Source organism: Oceanidesulfovibrio marinus, assembly GCF_013085545.1.
GTDB lineage: Bacteria > Desulfobacterota > Desulfovibrionia > Desulfovibrionales > Desulfovibrionaceae > Oceanidesulfovibrio > Oceanidesulfovibrio marinus.
In genome coordinates, this window is the sequence record NZ_CP039543.1 from 3909226 (window position 1) to 3923879 (window position 14654).

The following is a 14654-nucleotide window of genomic DNA, read 5'->3' on the forward strand; positions in this document are numbered from 1 at the left end:
TTGCTTCGAGACAGGCATGGAAAACGATCCGCATACGAACATGCCGCGACCCGATCGCACGGTTTGGCTCCGATTCAGCGCCACCCTGCTGGCGCTGTGCGCCGTGTTGGCTCTGATTACCGCGCCGGCCGTGGCTCGGGCCGAGGTTTTTACAGCCACGCATACCCATGTCATGGGCGATGACGAGAGCCGCAACGATGCGCGCGAGGCCTGCCGCCAGGAATCGCGGCGTCAGATTATCGAACGCATCGGCACCTATACGGAAAGTCTTTCCGCCACCAAGGACTTCCAGCTCACCAAGGACGAGGTGCGCTCCTTTGCCGGGGCAATGCTCACCGAGCAGAAGGTGGATGAAAACTGGACGGTGAACGGCACCGTGGTCAGCCTGACCTGCACCATGACCGCCGAGGCCGATCTGGACAAGGCGCGCACGCTGATGGTGGAGCAGGGCAAGCAGGTCATCGCGCGGGAGCGGTTCCGGGAGTGGCGGGGCGAGGTTCGCGGCGACGCCACACGCAAGGGTACACTACGAGGGCCGGGAATGGCCGAGTCGGGCAACGACGCCATGACCGAAACAATGGTGCGCGACGAGGCGGCCGCCCTGGCCGCGGAACGTCAGCGCATGACCCGGCTGGCCGACCAGGTCGCCGTCAAGGGAATGACCCCGGACGAGGCGGACCGACTGCTGGGCAAGCCGGCGGCCTTGGTGGGCGGGGGCAACGCCCTGTGCGCTCAGTACGGCCGGATCTGGTACGTGTTTGAAGGCGGCCGTCTGCGCTGCGCCCGCACCAGGCTGTCGATCGGAGCCAACGGCGAGCAGTGCGACTGCGCCGGGTTCGGCATGGACTTCATCCTTCGTTAAAGCTTCTTAATAACTCTCTGCGAGCGGCAGCGCCCCCTGGAATATCAGCAGGATATGGTGTAAACAGCTCGCTTGTCATCATCACGTCGCTTGACGAACGCATACGCCGCGCATAGTGGAGTGTACCGTTTGCGAACGTCAATTCACACCAAAAACGGCGTAATTATCGTGAGTTCCAAAAAACGCATCAGCGTCCTTTATATCAGCGGCATAGTCGTCGTGGTCATCGTGCTTGTGGTTGCCATCTACGCCACCAAGCCGGCAAAACCCATGGTGGAGTCGGTCCGCAATCCGCGCGTTCCGGTGCGCACCATCGATCTGGAAACCTCATCGATCCGCCGGACCATCACCCTGCTGGGCACGGCCCGCGCCAGAAGCCGCGCCCAGTCGGCGGCAGAGGTCGGCGGCAACGTGGTCTGGATCAGCGAAAACTGCGAGCCCGGGCGCAAGGTGGCCCGGGGCGAGGCCCTTGTGCGCATCGACCCGCGGCCCTACGCCATCGCTCTGGATCAGGCCGAGGCGTCCTATGCCGAGGCCGAAGCCGCCGTGGGGCTGCAGGAGATTACCAACCAGACCGAGGAAGCCAAGCTGGAAGAGAGCAAGGACGAGCTGGACGCGGCCCAGAACGAGCTGGAGCGCAAGGAGCGGCTGTTCAAGAAGGGCGTGATCTCCGCTTCGGAGCTGGACACCCAGCGCAGCAGCTTTTCCACGGTGAAAAAGACCTACCTGGACGTGCTGTCCAACGTGAACTCGGCCAAGGCCCTGCTGAGGCAGAAGGAAGCGCAGCTGGCCATGAACAAGGCCCAGCGCGACAAGGCCGCGCTCGATCTGGAACGGACCACGTTGTGCGCGCCGTTCGACGGCGAGATCGCCAACCGCTCCGTGGACGTGGGCAACCACATCAGCGCCAACACCGTGGCCTTCGAGGCCGTGGACTTCAGTACCGTGGTCGTGGATATCCAGGTGCCCAGCCGCTACCTGGGCGTGGTGCGCGAGGACGTGGACTCCGGCGTGTGCAGCGACGTGCTGGTGACGGTCAACGCCCGCGACGGCCGCATCTCCCGCCGGGGCAGGCTCGCCCACCTTTCGCCGTCGGCCGAGTCCGACACGCGCCTCTTTGCCGCGGAGATCTACGTGGACAACCCGGCTGATCTGTCGCCCATCCTGCCCGGCCAGTTCGTGGAGGCTGTGATCCAGAAGACCACGCCGGAGCGGGCCGTGGTCATCCCCTATGCGGCCATGACCCAGGACTCCAGCGGCCTCTATGTCTACACCGTGGAACAGGCTGCGGCGGCAGGCGGGCAACCGGCTTCTGCAGACGCAGAAGCAGCCAACCAAACCGCCGCCGGCGCGGCCCCTGTGGTGGAAAAGGCCCGACACGCCAGGAAGATCTATGTGGACGTGGCCTGGGAGCAGGGCGAGAACGCCGTGATTCAAGGTCTGGAGCCGGGAACGACCCTGGTGGTCTCCGGGCAGGAGGATCTGGTGGACGGCGCTCCGGTGGATATCGTGGGCACGGGCATGTCCATTGCCGCCGATTATCCGGACGGCGCCGTATCGGCCGCAGCCGGGGACAACGCCACGGCATGCGCGGTGAGCGCCGGGGAGTAGCCGCGTGGGCATGATGAAGAAGCTTGCCGAGTTCTCGGTGCACAACCCTGTCACCGTGAACCTGATCATGATCTCCATCCTGGTGATGGGCGTGGTGCTGTACAAGTTCCACATGCCCAAGGAGGTGTTCCCGGAGTTCAGCGAGAACCAGATCATCGTGACCACAGTCTATCCGGGGGCCTCGGCCGAGGAGATCGAGAAGAACGTGACCCTCAAGATCGAGGAAGCCGTGAGCGACCTCGACTATGTGGAAGACCTCTCCTCCACCACGCAGGAAGGGTTTTCCCAGGTCACCATCGAGATCTCGCCGGAAGCCAAGAACCTGCCCAAGCTCGTCAGCGACGCACAGCAGGCCATCGACCAGATCGACGAGTTTCCCGAGGACGCCGACGACCCCATCGTCAAGGAGATGCAGCCGAACATCCCGGTCATCACCGTCTCCCTGTATGGCGAGGTCAATCTTAAGTATCTCAAAGGCATAGTGGATGATCTCGAAAGCGAGATCCAGTCCATCAACGGCGTCTCCGACGTACGCATCTCCGGCCTTCCGGACCGCGAGATATGGGTGGAGGTGCAGCCCGAGATGCTGGAGCGCTACGGCCTCACCCTCTCCTCCATCTCCAACGTCATCCGCGAGCACAACTTCGACCTGCCCGGCGGCACCCTGCCCACGGCTCAGGGCGAGTTCCTGATCCGCACCGTGGGCAAGTCGGCCACGGCCAAAGGGCTGGAGGACATCCCCCTGGTGACAACGCCCACGGGCGGCAAGCTCCGCCTGGGCGAGGTGGCCCGGGTCCGCGACTGGTTCAAGGACGAAAGCTCCCTGGGCCGCTTCAACCTGCAGCGGGCCGTGAACCTGACCGTGACCAAGACCCGCGCCGGCGACGCCATCAAGGTTTCCAAAGACGTGCGCGACCTGGTGGACAACTACCGCAAAAGGCTGCCCCCCACCGTGGACATCGGCGTGTTCAACGACACCTCGGTGTACGTGAAGAACCGGCTGCAGACCCTGTCCTCGTCCGGCCTGCAGGGCCTGGTCATGGTCTTCATCTTCCTGCTGCTCATGCTCAACTGGCGCGTGGCCTCCATGGTCACCATGGGCATTCCCATATCGTTCCTGGGCGCGATCATCATCATGGCCTGGGCCGGCATGACCATGAACATGATGTCCATGTTCGCGCTCATTGTCGTGCTGGGCCTGGTGGTGGACGACGCCGTGGTCATCGGCGAGAACGTCTACCGCCACTACGAGTCCGGGCTCTCGCCACGGGAGGCGGCCATCAAGGGCGCGAGCGAGGTGAGCTGGCCGGTCATCGCCGCGGTGGCCACCACGGTGGCGGCGTTCATGCCGCTGCTGCTCATCCCCGGCACCATGGGCGTGTTCCTGGGCGTCATCCCAAAGGTGGTCATCTTTGCGCTGCTCGTCTCCCTGCTGGAGGCGCTGGTGGTGCTGCCTTCGCACATGGCGGAGTTCCTGCCGGCCACGCCGCCGGAGCCCTCGGCATTGCGCAGAAAGATCAACGCCTTTATCGACGGCGTCATTACCCGCTACGGCAAGCTGCTGGACCGCTGTCTGGAGTGGCGCTACGTGTTTCTCGCCGGCGTGCTGGGCGTGTCCACGCTGATCATCGCCTTTGCCGTGCTCCACATCCCGTTCCGGCTCTTCCAGGAGTTCGAGGGCAGCCAGTTTTACGTGAGCGTGGAGGCACCGCCGGCATCCTCCCTGGAGGAGACCGAGGACCTGATGAAGCGGGTGGAGCGGTCGGTGAACAATGCGATTCCGCAGAGCGAGCTGGCCTCCCTGGTGACCAACGTGGGCTTCCTCATGGGCCGTGGCAAAAGCGGTGATCAGGGCGAGAACCTTGCGCAGATCATCGTGGAGCTCAACGACCTGGGCATGGGCCGGCTGCGTCCGCTCAAGGCCGTGATGGACGACGTGCGCGAGGCCGTGCAGCCGTACGCCGCCGGGAACACGGTCACGGTCCAGGCCATGCAGTCCGGGCCGGGCGGCGACCCAATCTACGTGCTCATCAGCGGGGCCGACCTGGACGTGCTGCAGAACATCTCCAACCAGGTCAAGGCGTTCATCCAGGAGTTCCCGGCCGCCAGCGACGTGAAGGACAACCTGGACGCCGGCAAGCCGGAGCTGCAGGTGCAGCTCAAGCCCCATGCGTTCGCCCTGGGCCTGACCAACTCCATGGTGGCTGGCCAGCTTCGCGACGCCTTTATCGGCTCGGAAAGCTCCAAGTTCCAGACCTCGCGCGAGGACATCGATGTCCGCGTGAAGCTGCCAGAGAGCAGCGCCAGCCAACTCGACTCCCTGATGCACTTCAAGGTCACGCTGCCGACGGGCCGCAAGGTGCAGCTTTCCGAGATCGCGAACGTGGCCAAGACCAAGGGCATCTCCTCCATCACGCGCGAGAACAGGAAACGCGCCGTGATCATCACCGGCGAGCTGAACCAGGACATCACCACGTCCAAGGTGCTCTCCGCGGCGGTAAAGGAGAAGTTCTCCAACATTCCGCAGCGCTACCCCGGCTACAGCATCGAAACCGAGCGCGGCGAGGTGGAGGACATCAACGAGTCCATGGCCGCGCTGGGCAGCGCCTTCATGCTCGGGCTGCTGCTCATCTACTTTATCCTGGGCACGCAGTTCAAAAGCTACCTGCAACCCTTTGTGGTCATGGCCGCCATCCCCTTCGGCATAGACGGCGTGCTCCTGGGCCACATCGTCATGGGGCAGGACCTGGGCCTGCTCTCCATGATCGGCCTTGTTGCGCTGTCGGGCATCGTGGTCAACGACTCCCTGGTGCTCGTGGACTTCGTGAACCAGCGCCGGCGCGAGGGCTCGGCCCGCCGCAGCTCTCTGGTGGAGGCGGGCATGGTCCGGCTGCGGCCCATCGTGCTCACATCCGTTACCACCATGGGCGGCCTGTTCTTCCTGGCCTTCTTCGCCTCGGGCCAGGCCCGGTTCCTCTCGCCCATGGCCATCGCCATCTTCTTCGGACTCATGTCCTCCACAGTCATCACCCTCTTCATTGTGCCCTGCCTGTACGCCGTGCTGGACGATCTTGCCTATATGGTTACGGGCAAGACCACCACGGAGCGGGCCGTCGCCGCCTCGTCCACGCCGCGCACCGATCCCTAACCGGGCGTGTCGCATGGAGCCCCCGGCTATCCGGCAACGGCGGCCATGATGTCGTGCCGCCAGGCTGCGGGCCCGTTCAGGGAGCGTCCAGTAACGGCATAATGGCCTTCCACGCCCGCAGTCCGGCCGGCCGCAATCTGGTCTCGCCCTTCTTTGTTGTGCTTGTCTGCGCGATTGGATAGAAATCGAGCCCCGTGGTCGGTCTTGCCCTCATGGCCGGTTCCACGTATCCCGGAAGAGCGTCCAGATGCGCGTTATCAAAGCGGGAACCGAACAGTGCGATTGAGAAAAGCCACCATTCTGATGCTCATCGGCTCCATTGTCGCCTTGGCGCTGATCCTGGCCGCGGCGTCGGAGCTCATTATCGGCTCCGGCTTCGACGAGCTCGAGGTCGAACGGGACGAGCAGAACCTCCAGCGCGCGGTGCGGCTGCTGCACAACGAGGTGGACGGCATCGACACCCTCGTTCTCGACTGGTCAGCCTGGGACGCGGCCTACGACTTCGTGTCCAGCCATAATCAGAAGTTCATCGATCAGAACATCATTCCGGCCACATTCGAGGAGCAGGGTCTCGACTTCATCGGCGTGTTCACGTTGGATGGCGCGCCGGTCTACGCCGTGGGCGTGGACCCGGACACCGGGGAGCTGGCACCGTCCCCGGAAGGACTGCTCGCGAAGCTGGAGCCGGGTCGCATCCTGTATCCGGCCGAGCAGGACGGAGAGCTCCAACCGGTCAAGGGGCTGTTGCTGCTCGAAGGAGGGCCGTTCCTGGTGGCGGTCCGTCCCATTGTCAAAAGCAGCGGGGAAGGACCGGCCGCCGGCTTGCTCGTCATGGGCAAGTTCGTCAATCAGGAGACAGCGGCCGGCTTGGAAGAGAGCCTGGGCCTTCCGCTGGCGGTCTACCGGCCGGACAGGGAGATGCCTTCCTGGGCAAAGGCCCTTGTGCAGTCGCCCGCGCTCACCATTCTGGACACCACAGATCACCACGCGGCCAAAGGGTATGTGGAGATCAAGGATCTCTACGGCAATCCGGGGCTTGTCATCGAGCTGCTCCTTGACCGCGACATCCATCTGCAGAGCCACCGCACTATCCGCTACTTCGTCATCACCATGGTGGGGGCTATGCTGCTGTTCAGCGCGCTTGTGCTGCTCTTCATCGAGACGCGCGTGCTCTCGCGCATGGCCAGCCTGAACCGCCAGGTGGGTAAGCTCAGCGCCAATCCGAACCTGCAGACCCGCATCCAGCTGGATTCCAACGACGAGCTCACCGAGCTGGCCGGCGGTATCAACTCCATGCTCGACAAGATCGCCGAGGCCAGGGACAGCATGTACAGGGAGCTCGACGCCCGTCGTTCCGGCGAGCTGTTCCTCTCCCAGGTCTTCGATGCGGTCAAGGCCGGCATCATGCTGGTGGACCCGGTGGAGTTCACCATCCAGGACGTCAACAGCTTCGCCCTGACCCTGATGGGGCGTACGCGCGAAGAGGTTGTCGGAATGCGCTGCCACGGCGTTGTCTGCCCGGCCGAGGCCGGACGCTGCCCGGTGGTGGATCTCGGCGACAGGATGGATCACTCCGTGCGCGAGCTCATAGCCGCCGGCGGCCGCACCATCCCCATCCTCAAGTCCGTGAACCGGGTGCAGCGCAACGGCAAGGATCTGTTGCTGGAAACCTTCATCGACATCACAGATATCCGCGACGCCGAAAACGCCCTGAAGCTTTCCGAGGAGATGTACCGGACCGTCTTCCGCAACACCGGCGCCGCCAGCATCATTGTGGACATGGCCGGCATGATCACCATGGCCAACGAGCAGTTCGAGGTTCTGGCCGGGGTCAAGGCCGAGGAGGTGGAGCTGCGCTACTTCTGGATGGACTTCTTCCCGCAGGAAACGCAGCGCGCATTGCTCGCCTTGCAGGAGGTTGCCCAGCGGGAAGGACGGGCCCAGCACGCCATGCTCACCTTCCGCACCGTGGCCGGGGAGGAACGGTACGTGCGCGCTCTGCTGGCGAAGCTTCCCGGCGTCAATGTCTGTGTCATCTCCCTGCAGGACCTGACCGAGCAGCAGCAGACCGAGAAGGCCCTGCGCACCATCCAGCAGGAGCTGGAAGAGACAGTGTCCTTGCGCACCAAGGATCTGCGCGACGCCGTGGAAGAGCTCAAGGAGATGGATCAGCTCAAGTCGGCGTTTCTTTCCTCGGCCTCCCACGAGCTGCGCACCCCACTTACCTCGGTGCTGGGCTACGCCAAGCTGCTTAAGAGGACTCTCCGCCGCCACTTCTGGCCCCTGGCCAAGCACAAGGAAGAGCTGGAGCACATCGTTCAGGAGGTGGAGACCAACTTCACCACCATCGAGCGTGAAGGAAGGCGGCTGACCCAGATCATCGACGACCTGCTGGACCTGAACAACATCGAGTCCGGCTCCATGGCCTGGCGCGACGAGGTGTTCAACCCGGCCGACGTGCTGGATGAGGCGGCCAAGGCCATAACCCCCGCCCTGGCAAAGAAGGAGCTCGTGCACCTGGTGTCGTCGTACCAGCGGAGGCTCAGCCCGGTGCGCATGGACCGCCTGCGCCTCTTCCAGTTGCTCTACAACCTCCTGGACAACGCCGTGAAGTTCACCCACCAGGGCAAGATCGTGCTCAGCGCAAAGGAGCAGGTGACCGGAATCCTGGAGATCCGCGTGGAGGACTCGGGCATGGGCATCGCCAAGGATGAGATGGAGTCCATCTTCGACAAGTTCTACCAGACCCAGTCCCTGGATTCCCTCTCGGAAAAGCCCCTTGGCACGGGGCTCGGCCTGACCATCTGCCGCCGCATCGTGGAGCGCTACGGCGGCCGCATCTGGGTGGAGTCGGAGAACGGCAAGGGCTCCACCTTTATCGTGCGTCTGCCCACGGTGGAGGCGGAGAAAGAGCTCCGCAAGCTGGCTTCGGAATAAGCGCCCGGTCGGCTCGGTCGGGCCAGGCGGCGCCACACATATCGCGACAACGCGACAACGCAACAAAGGCCGGGACGGTTTGCCCATCCCGGCCTTTCTCTTTGCGGATTGCGAACGCCTACTGCTTGTCGGTGGCCCGCGTCAGGTCCGTGACGTTGGACTTGGTGAAGAAGCCGTCAAAGCCGCCGTAGCGGTGGATGTACTCGTTGACGAGGTAGGTGTGGGGCGAGGCCACGGTGAAGGTCTGCTTGAGCCCGTCCTCGCGCGAGCCCACAAGCTCCACCAGAAACTCCATGCCGTCGTCGCCCAGGGCCTTGTAGGTGGCGTCGATGTCCTCGGTGCGGAAGGCCATGTGGTGCACGCGCAGGCCGTAGTTGTAGATGAACTTCTCCGTGGGGCCGGAGGAGGCCGGGTCCACAAAGGGCTCAATGCCAGAGGTGAAGACCTGGGCGTAGTCCTCCTGGCTCATCCGCGCCACGTTGGTGATGGAGTTGAGGCTCTTCACGTACACGGCGAAGTCGAAGTCGTAGTCGGTCAGGTCCATGAACTCCAGGATGGCGTCGTCGCGGTGCTCCGCCTTCACGCGGGTAGCCGTGTGGTCCAGCTCGAAGATGTTCTTCAGGTGCGCAAGGTCCGGCTTCTGGAAGAACCACTCCAGCGGTTTCGCGTGCTCCATGCAGTAGGAGCCCTCCTCGTGCAGCCACTGCACGAAGCCCAGGGAGTTACCCGTGTACGGCGACGGCGCCGTCTGGATGAACAGGTACTCGGAGGTGCGCACCGGCTCCTCGGTCATGAAGCGGATGCCGCGTCTTTTCTGGATATCCACGTAACGGGCGAGGTCGCGGCACTTGTAAACGAAGGTCTCCAGCCGCGCGTTGGGCATGTCGTGGGACTTGGGCCGGTCGTTGAAGGGGAGGAAGGGATTCTCCCCGGCCTTGCGGCTGGTCAGCAGGAAGTCGGCCCCGCCTTCGATGCCCAGCACGCAGGTGGTCCGCTCCGGGGTCTCGAAGGCCTCGGCGAAGTCGAGCCCGGTGTAGCGCAAGAGCTCCTCCACCGCGGGCTTCAGGTGGTCCGGCTCCACGTTGATGACCACCGATTCCAGCCCGCCCACCAGGCCGTCCAGCCCGGCGTCGCTGCGTTCCCTGGCCTTCTGCTCCACGCGCTCCAGAAGCCGCGCGTCCTCGTTGCGAAACGTCATGTCGTCTGCTCCTCGTTCGAAGTGTCGGGCGCTTCGCCCGCAGGCGTCCTTTGTCTCAGATAAGTCCGAGAACCTCGTCTGTCAGGTCCTTGCGGCCGCTGCGTTGCAGGATGCGCAGCATGGTCTCCTTCTCGGTCACGTCACAGGGCCGCAGATGGTCCACGATGGCGGAAAGCCGCGCCTCCTGCTGCAGATACGCCTCGGCCAGCCGGGCGACCTCCCTGAGCTCCGCATGGCCGGAGAGCCAGCCAAGCCCCTCGGCGTAGACAATGCGCGAGGCCGCAGCCGCTGCCAGCAGCGCCACCAGATGCCGTCGCGGCACCCGCTGCAGAATGCGGTCGGCGAACTTCTCCACCAGCAGGGGCGGGCAGTAGCCGCGCAGAAGCCGGGCCCAGGCCGAGTCCTCCATCACGTCCTCGATGGGCAACGCTCCTTCCACCAGGGCGTGGTCCAGGGCGTCGCTCGCGTTATTGATCTCGATGGAAAGCCGCGAGGAGAGCTCGGACATGGGTATGCACTCGCCGCAGGCCCGGCGCTCCCGCAGGAGCAGCCTGGCCTCGTCCCGTGCGCGGACCTGCAGAATCTCCAGCACCTCGGCGGCGTAGCGCTTCTTGTTTTCGACAAACTCCTCCTCGTCCATCACCAGGCCGCCCAGAATCTCGTAGGACGAGCAGATGACGCCGGTCTTGTTGGCCGAGGGACCGGGGGCCACAAGCACACCGAAGCCCTCCAGCCGGGAGCGCGCCTCGGCCGAGAGGAAGAGGTTGGCTCCCTCCACAATGGCCCGCGCCGTGGGCTTGCCCTGATCGTTGAGGAACATTCGCCAGTTCTTGGCGTTCAGGGTGTCGGGCCGGCCGCCGCCTGGTATGAACATCTCGGCCTCTGCCGTGGCAAACAGGGTGTTGCGAGCCCGCAGACCCTCCGGCGTGCTCGTGTCGGCAACGTATGCGCCCTCGCCCTTGAGCTTCGAAGAATCAAAGGCCGGGATGGAGAGCTCCTCCTCCACCAGCCGCAGCAGCTCGGCGTGGTCCAGGCCGTCCGGGTCGAAGGCTGCGCCATGGCCGTCGGACACGGCAACAATGCGTGCGGTGTCCGGGTAGTCCCGCGTCAGAATCCGGATGGCGTTGCCGGCCACGTCGCCGGCCGGCCCGCCAGTGAGCTTGACGCGGAATACGTCCCTGGCCGGATCGATGCCCAGCGCGCGCAAGATCTCGTGGGCGTAGACCACCACTCCCAGGCTGGTGACGCCGTACTCCTTGTGGTTGATGCCGGCGCCGGGCTTGGAGCTCATGAACGCCTGGGGCCAGGGGTAGCCGCGCTTCTTGGCGCGGTCCACGGCCCAGACGATGTGGTGCTCGGCAATGTGCTCGTCCGGCCCGATGTAGAGGATCTCCTCGCGCTCCGGGTCCATGTAGTCGCGCACCTGGGGCAGGGTCTGCCGGCCGGAGTCCGGCTCGTGCACGATGAGGTCCAGCAGGCCGTCCACAAAACCGCGCAGGCAGAGGTCCATGTCCGCCTTGGGACCCAGCAGAACCACGGCCTTGGCCCCGCCTTCCGGGATGTCCTTGTTCTTGAACTGCTGGGCCCGGGCCAGGGAGGCGGCCTCGTTGTACAGCCGGTTCGACTCCAGCTCGAACTGCTCCTGCTTGCGTGTGGGCACGATGCGCAGGCCGCCGCGCGCCGTGATGCGGTGGCGCACGTGGAAGCCCAGGCTGTACGGTCCGTGCACGAAGTACACGCCGTAGGGCAGGTCGTGATTGTCGGCCACGGCCCCCACGCCGCGCAGGAACCGGGGATCGAACCGGAAAGCCAGGCAGTGGTGGCCGGGCAGGTAGTAGTTGGTGCGCAGGGTGTAGGCGAAGAAGTCGAGCATTGTCTCCAGGGTGCGGCGGCCCACCTCGTCGTCCAGTTGGGCGATGGCCTCGCGGGCCTCTGCCGCGGCCTCGTCCTGCACGTGCAATGGCGCGTCAGCGTGGCTGGGGTCGAACCGCGCCTCGAAGTAGTGCACCACAAGCTGCGCCTCGGAACGGCAGCGCAGCACGCTCTCCACGATGTTGTCCGCGGTGAAGGCCCAGAGGTTCTCGGCGATGAGGAACTGGTGGGCCAGCTCGCACCCGGCCATGAGCAGCGTGACCTGCCCGAGATCCCAGCCGTCCTCGTCGGCCAGCGCTTCCAGACCGTGGGGCGCGTGCCACTTCAGGCTGGCCAGCTCGGCCGAGAGCTTGTCCCACTCCGCGCCCGATGCCGGGAAGGGCTCGCCGTCCTTGCACACGTAGAAGCTCATGGCGGCAAAGCCGCGGCGGCCAGGAACAGGCTCGAAGTCCGGTCCGGCCGCTGCGAAGTGGTCCAGGTAGCCGCGGTGGATGTCCGCGCCAAAGCGTTGCAGCACCCGCGCCAGCATGGAGAGTAGGGCCGTGGATGGCGGGTCGGCCATGGCCACCATGATCCGGCTCTCGCCGTCCTCCGGCAGCTCCTGGCAGCGGGTGAACGCGCCTTCCAGGTCGGTATCGGCCAGGATGAGCGCGGCCGTGAAGTGGCGCAGGGCGCGTTCCGGGTCGAACTTTTGCACATAGTCGCAGCTTGCGCCGGCCAGCATCCGCCGGAAGCGATCCTCCCAGTCCGTGGCATAGGCCGCCGGAATGCCGGCGCCTTCCGGATCGCCGGCCACGCGCTCGCGCATGGACTCCATGGCCGCGGCGAACTCCGCGTTCTCCGCGTCGCTCTGCTCCTGCGGGGCCATGAGCAGCGTGTCCAGGCGGATGGCGCCGTCCAGGCTCTCGTAAAGCCGCGCCGTGTGGAGCTGGGCGTCGTCGTGCCGGGCCAGGACCGCGGCCAGGCTGTCTGGTGTGGAGGGCGAGATGTGCGTGACCAGGTTGCGCCGCGTGTCGTGCAGGGCGATGCCGTGCCCTTTTCTGGCGCGGCGGGTCATGGCCTCGAAGGCGCTCTCGGCCTGGTTCTCCGGCGTCTCGTAGAGCATCCGGCCAGAGGCCAGGGCCATGAGGTGGCGGACCACCTCGGCCTGGGAGTGGCTGCGGAAGTAGTAGGGCGGCATGTTCTCCAGGAACCACGGCACCACAGCCGCGGCCTCCCGGCCCAGGGAATCGTTGACGCGGTCCAGGGCAAGGTCCGGTGTAAGCCGGGGGGACGAGGTCGATGCGTCGTCGGGCATGCGTGCTCCTTTTTCTTGGGAGGGCGGACGATTACACAGTGTGCATCGGACGGGCGGCCGGGTCAACGCCACGCGGTAATTTCGGCGCTTGCAGGCAACGCCTGCCAGGGGTAGGTCGGAGAGCTGGAGGTTTGTGCAAATGACCATCGAGTACAATCACCTGCGCTGCATCATCGATCTGGACGCGTTGTGCGACAACTACACGCTGCTGCGGTCGCGGGTTCCTGAAACAAGTCAAGTTATTGCCGTGGTCAAGGCCGACGCCTATGGTCACGGTCTGGAAGCATGCGCTCATGCCCTGGAGTCGCTCCAGGGAAAAGAGGGCGGCGAGCCCGTCATGTACGCCGTGGGCACGGCCGAGGAGGGAGCGAACCTGCGCCGGGCCGGCGTCACGGGGCGCATCCTGCTTCTGCTGGGCATTCAAAACCCTGAGGATACGACGCTGTGCCTGGAGCACGGGCTGACCCCGGTGCTCTCGCGCGTGGCGCAGATTTCGCCCCTGGCCGCGGCGGCGGAAATCGTCGGTACAAGCGTGGACATCGCCATCAAGTTCGACACCGGCATGGCGCGCCTGGGCCTGACCGACGCGGACATCCCCGACCTGTGCAAAACGCTGGACAGCCGCCCCCGGGTGGAGGCGGTGTGGGCCGTGACCCACCTGGCCACGGCCGATGCGCCGGACGACGAGCCCTTTGTGCGCGAGCAGGCCGAGCGTTTCGCAGACAACGTGGCCAAGCTGCACGCCTGCGGCCACAAGGTCTACGCCACCATGGCCAACTCGGCCGGCATGCTGGGCTACCCGGAGTTCGCCCTGGACGGCGTGCGCGTGGGCATCGCCCTGTACGGGGCCAACCCCTTCCTCGGGACGAGTTGGGAGGAGAAGGGCGCCGGGCTCAAGCAGGTGATGCGCGTGGAAGCGCCGGTGTACCAGGTGCACGCGCTCAAGCGCGGCGAGTCCATCAGCTACGGCCGGACATTCACCGCGCCCAAGGACATGACCGTAGCCGTGCTGGGCGTTGGCTATGCGGACGGCTACTCCCGCGGGCTTTCCAACAAGGCCCAGGTGCAGATATTGGGCAAGCGCGCGCCCATCGTGGGCCGGGTCTGCATGCAGATGACGGCCGTGGACGTGACCGGCATCCCTGGCGTAGAGCCCGGCCAGTACGCCTGCCTGCTGGGCGGCGACGGCGAGCAGGCCATAACGGCCGAGGAGCTGGCCGCGTGGTGGGGCACCATTACCTACGAGGCGTTCTGCCTGCTGGGCATGAATCGGCGCACCTACGTGGGCAAGGCCGCACAAGGGCTTGACATGCACCAGGACTCATACTAAAAGACGCGTTTCCACCTTGCTCTCCGCCGTACCTTCCCAGCCTGGGCGAGCGGAGGGCCATAGACCGCAAGGAGGCATTCATGCGTAAGTACGAGACCCTCCTCCTCTTGAGCCCAGAGCTTTCGAGCGAGGAGATGCAGGCTGTCATGGACACCCTCAAGGGCGTGATCGACCGCGAGGGCGGCTCCGTGATCGTCGAGGACGACTGGGGCATGCGCGAGCTCGCGTACCCCGTGCGCAAGGTCATGCGCGGCCACTACATTCGCCTGGAGTACGCTGCTCCCGGCGCGACCGTGCAGGAGCTGGAGCGTATCATTCGGATCACCGAGGGCATCTTCAAGTTCGTCACCGTACAGCTCGATGCGAACTACGAGCCCAGCAGCGAGGAGGCAGCGTAAC

At 65.1% G+C, this 14654-nt stretch carries 8 protein-coding genes; 6 read left to right on the top strand and 2 right to left on the bottom strand.

Annotation, left to right across the window (positions count from 1 at the left end; all coding sequences use genetic code 11):
- Nucleotides 1-16: 16 nt before the first annotated feature.
- The 4 genes from E8L03_RS17240 to E8L03_RS17255 all read left to right on the top strand — a co-directional run bounded on the left by E8L03_RS17240 (nt 17) and on the right by E8L03_RS17255 (nt 8558).
- On the top strand, nt 17-862 hold the full coding sequence (locus E8L03_RS17240; RefSeq protein ID WP_171268017.1) for a hypothetical protein: 846 nt from the start codon (nt 17-19) through the stop codon (nt 860-862).
- 168 nt (nt 863-1030) lie between these two features.
- The gene (locus E8L03_RS17245; protein WP_171268018.1) at nt 1031-2473 is read left to right on the top strand and encodes an efflux RND transporter periplasmic adaptor subunit; all 1443 of its coding nucleotides are present in this window, start codon (nt 1031-1033) and stop codon (nt 2471-2473) included.
- A 10-nt stretch (nt 2474-2483) separates the two neighbouring features.
- A complete protein-coding gene (locus E8L03_RS17250; protein ID WP_171268019.1) occupies nt 2484-5621 on the top strand; it encodes an efflux RND transporter permease subunit in 3138 nt (1045 codons plus the stop codon).
- A 276-nt stretch (nt 5622-5897) separates the two neighbouring features.
- Nucleotides 5898-8558, top strand: coding sequence for a sensor histidine kinase (locus tag E8L03_RS17255; protein ID WP_171268020.1), 2661 nt, complete (start codon nt 5898-5900; stop codon nt 8556-8558).
- Between the two features lie 118 nt (nt 8559-8676).
- Here E8L03_RS17255 and E8L03_RS17260 read toward each other — a convergent pair whose 3' ends face one another.
- Nucleotides 8677-9756 (bottom strand): VOC family protein, encoded by a 1080-nt coding sequence (locus tag E8L03_RS17260; RefSeq protein WP_171268021.1) that lies wholly within the window; start codon nt 9754-9756, stop codon nt 8677-8679.
- A gap of 55 nt (nt 9757-9811) precedes the next feature.
- Nucleotides 9812-12925, bottom strand: a complete 3114-nt coding sequence (locus E8L03_RS17265; protein WP_171268022.1) for an NAD-glutamate dehydrogenase domain-containing protein — start codon at nt 12923-12925, stop codon at nt 9812-9814.
- Between the two features lie 139 nt (nt 12926-13064).
- Between E8L03_RS17265 and alr the strand changes: the two genes are divergently transcribed.
- Together alr and rpsF are read left to right on the top strand one after the other, a co-directional pair.
- Nucleotides 13065-14255 carry an alanine racemase gene (gene alr, locus E8L03_RS17270; protein ID WP_171268023.1) on the top strand — a complete coding sequence of 397 codons (1191 nt, stop codon included), beginning with the start codon at nt 13065-13067 and terminating at the stop codon, nt 14253-14255.
- Between the two features lie 80 nt (nt 14256-14335).
- Nucleotides 14336-14653: a 30S ribosomal protein S6 gene (gene rpsF / locus E8L03_RS17275; protein ID WP_144305216.1), complete on the top strand. Its 318-nt coding sequence runs from the start codon at nt 14336-14338 to the stop codon at nt 14651-14653.
- Nucleotide 14654 lies beyond the last annotated feature (1 nt).

What these genes read in the sequence shown, in the direction of transcription:
- E8L03_RS17240 (WP_171268017.1), top strand. Translation starts at nt 17, where the DNA reads ATGGAAAACGATCCGCATACGAACATGCCGCGACCCGATCGCACGGTT.
- E8L03_RS17250 (WP_171268019.1), top strand. Translation starts at nt 2,484, where the DNA reads ATGATGAAGAAGCTTGCCGAGTTCTCGGTGCACAACCCTGTCACCGTG.
- E8L03_RS17260 (WP_171268021.1), bottom strand. Translation starts at nt 9,756, where the DNA reads ATGACGTTTCGCAACGAGGACGCGCGGCTTCTGGAGCGCGTGGAGCAG.
- E8L03_RS17265 (WP_171268022.1), bottom strand. Translation starts at nt 12,925, where the DNA reads ATGCCCGACGACGCATCGACCTCGTCCCCCCGGCTTACACCGGACCTT.
- alr (WP_171268023.1), top strand. Translation starts at nt 13,065, where the DNA reads ATGACCATCGAGTACAATCACCTGCGCTGCATCATCGATCTGGACGCG.
- rpsF (WP_144305216.1), top strand. Translation starts at nt 14,336, where the DNA reads ATGCGTAAGTACGAGACCCTCCTCCTCTTGAGCCCAGAGCTTTCGAGC.